The organism is Prevotella conceptionensis 9403948 (genome assembly GCF_000312305.1).
Lineage (GTDB): Bacteria > Bacteroidota > Bacteroidia > Bacteroidales > Bacteroidaceae > Prevotella > Prevotella conceptionensis.
Genome location: NZ_HE999448.1, coordinates 205,635 through 208,092 on the forward strand (window position 1 = coordinate 205,635; position 2,458 = coordinate 208,092).

The window sequence follows — 2,458 nt, forward strand, 5'->3', positions numbered from 1 at the left end:
TGCCGACTTTAAGGATGCCAAGGTGTATAGCTTCGCGGGCGACAATCGTTACGAAGACTTTAAAACATTAAGTACACGCTGTGCCGACTTCGATGGACAACATGTATTGGTGGTAACACGTACGGACAACAAGCCACACTTGCTGAAAGTAGACGACCTCAAAGCGGGTAACATCAACCGAATACCGCTTGACCTCACCGACGTATCGGGCGGAACGTTCCCCTACAACATGGGCGCATTGGCCAACGGGCACATCTATATGGCAACACTTGCTGGCGGAAAGCCCTCGCCCTTGAAGATTTATTATTGGGAAACGCCGACCTCGAAACCCGAAGTGATATTCCATTCCACAGTGCAAGACATACCCGAATCGGGCAAACGCTATGGCGACAACATGTCGCTCAACATCGACAAGAACGGCGATGGGCACATCTTCTTTGGCGAAAACACGGCGCAGAACATTCTTCGCCTCACTGTTTCAGGTCACAAGACGGTGTCAGAGCCAACCATTTTGTCTGCCGACCCGAAGATGAAGGTGGCAATGAACATCTATCGTTACGAAAATACGGGTGACTATCTGTATAGCGGTTTGGCCATGCCCATCACCCTTTCGGGCAACGCTGCCGAAAAGAAGTTCAGTCTTTCAGCCGAGCACCAGCCCGCAGAGGCCGTTGCCGCCCGCGCATTCATGTTCAACAACAAACGCTACCTCATCACCTGTTCCGCCGGTTTCGGCAACGCAAGCAAGGCCACGCCCACGCTCTATGTCTTCGACATCAGCAAGGGCAACAACTTGGCCGAGGCTCTCGAACGCTTTGATGCTGCTAGCGAACACGAGCCCGTTTACTCCTTCATCTTAGGTGGAGCCGGGAACGGTGCCCCCTCGCCTTGCACCAACTTCTATATCGAACGCGATGCACAAGGTAAAGATGCCAAACTTTATCTCTTCGCATCGCGAGGCGAATCGGGTTTCGTCATCGTTGAAGTGCCTATGGCGCAAGATAAGGATGATTAATCTGACGTTGGTGAGTTTGTGGACTTATGAGTTACAAGTTGATGGGAAAATGAAACAAAAAGTTGAAGTGACAAAGGTTTAGGTAAATGACTTGTTGCGGGATGGACGACAAAGCACGTCAACCCCGTCAACTCCTCAACTGATAAACTCATTAAATCCCAGGCTCATCAACTCCCCAATTCATCAACTCATCAATTTCCCAACTCAAAAAAGTCTTAGCTCCCAACGAGCCAAGCGAGTGATAACCTCTTAACTCCTTTAACTTTTCAAAGCCGCGTGTGCGAAACATTTAAAACATCATAATTATGAAAACGTGGAAGAAAGTAGCCCTAGCCCTGTGCGTATTGTTGGTTGTGGCCTGTCATCGTGACGACAATAACGACCAGCCCGACCTCTCCAACCAACCCATTCTGCCCAAGAAAGAATTGCGTGGCGTATGGATGGCCACCGTGTGGGGGCTAGATTGGCCACAGGGTGAGTATGATGGCGAAGCCCAAAAGGCCAGCTATATCGCCTATATGGACCTCTTTAAACAAAACAACATCAATGCCGTGTTCGTGCAGGTAAGGGGCATGGCCGACGCATTTTATAAGTCGGCCTACGAGCCGTGGTGCCAATATCTCACGGGCCAGGCAGACAAAGACCCGGGATACGACGTGCTGCGCTTCATGATAGACGAGGCCCACAAGCGTGGAATAGCCTTCCACGCATGGCTAAACCCCTATCGCGTAGCCACAAAAAAGGCAGATGCAGCGGCATTCCCTGCACTAGACAGTCGCATACCCCAGGCCATGACGGTAGACTATAAAACGATTAGGATGTACAATCCCGCTTTGCCCGAGGTGCGCCAACGCATCTTCGACATCGTGAAAGAACTCATCACCAAATACGATGTGGACGGCGTGCACATCGACGACTACTTCTATCCCTCGCTCGCTTCTGGCGAAACCATCAAGGATGAGAAAGAATACGAGCAGTATGTAGCCAAAGATAAGGATGGAAAACCCACCATCACGGTAGAAGATTTCCGCCGTAACAACGTGGACTTAACCGTTAAGGGCATACACGATGTAATACAGGCTACGCGCCCCGAGGTGGCTTTCACCATCAGTCCGGCGGGAAACCCCGACTACAACTACAACACCATGTATGCCGATGTGCTGAAATGGTCGCGCGAGGGTTGGTCTGAAGCCATCATCCCACAGCTCTATTTCCCCATGGGTAGTGCCGAGTCTGGTTTCAACCACCGCCTACATTGGTGGTCGCAATTTACATATAACAATGCGCTTTTTGTTGGATATGGAACTTATCGTTTTGGTTCAGACAAGGCAGCGGCCTATCAGAGTTCCGCCGAACTGGCTAACCAGTTCGCTTTTGCCCAGAAATTCCACAAAGTAAAGGGCAGCGTGCTTTACAGTGCCAAAGACTTGCTGAACAATCCGG

The 2,458-nt window shown here is 50.6% G+C and carries 2 protein-coding genes; both read left to right on the top strand.

The genetic code is table 11. From position 1 onward, the window contains the following. On the top strand, window positions 1-1,015 hold a 1,015-nt coding region (locus tag BN93_RS10185), incomplete at its 5' end, for a DUF4623 domain-containing protein (RefSeq protein ID WP_044260421.1). Between the two features lie 305 nt (window positions 1,016-1,320). After that, a partial coding sequence (locus tag BN93_RS10190; protein ID WP_019188231.1) for a glycoside hydrolase family 10 protein occupies window positions 1,321-2,458 on the top strand: 1,138 nt, incomplete at its 3' end.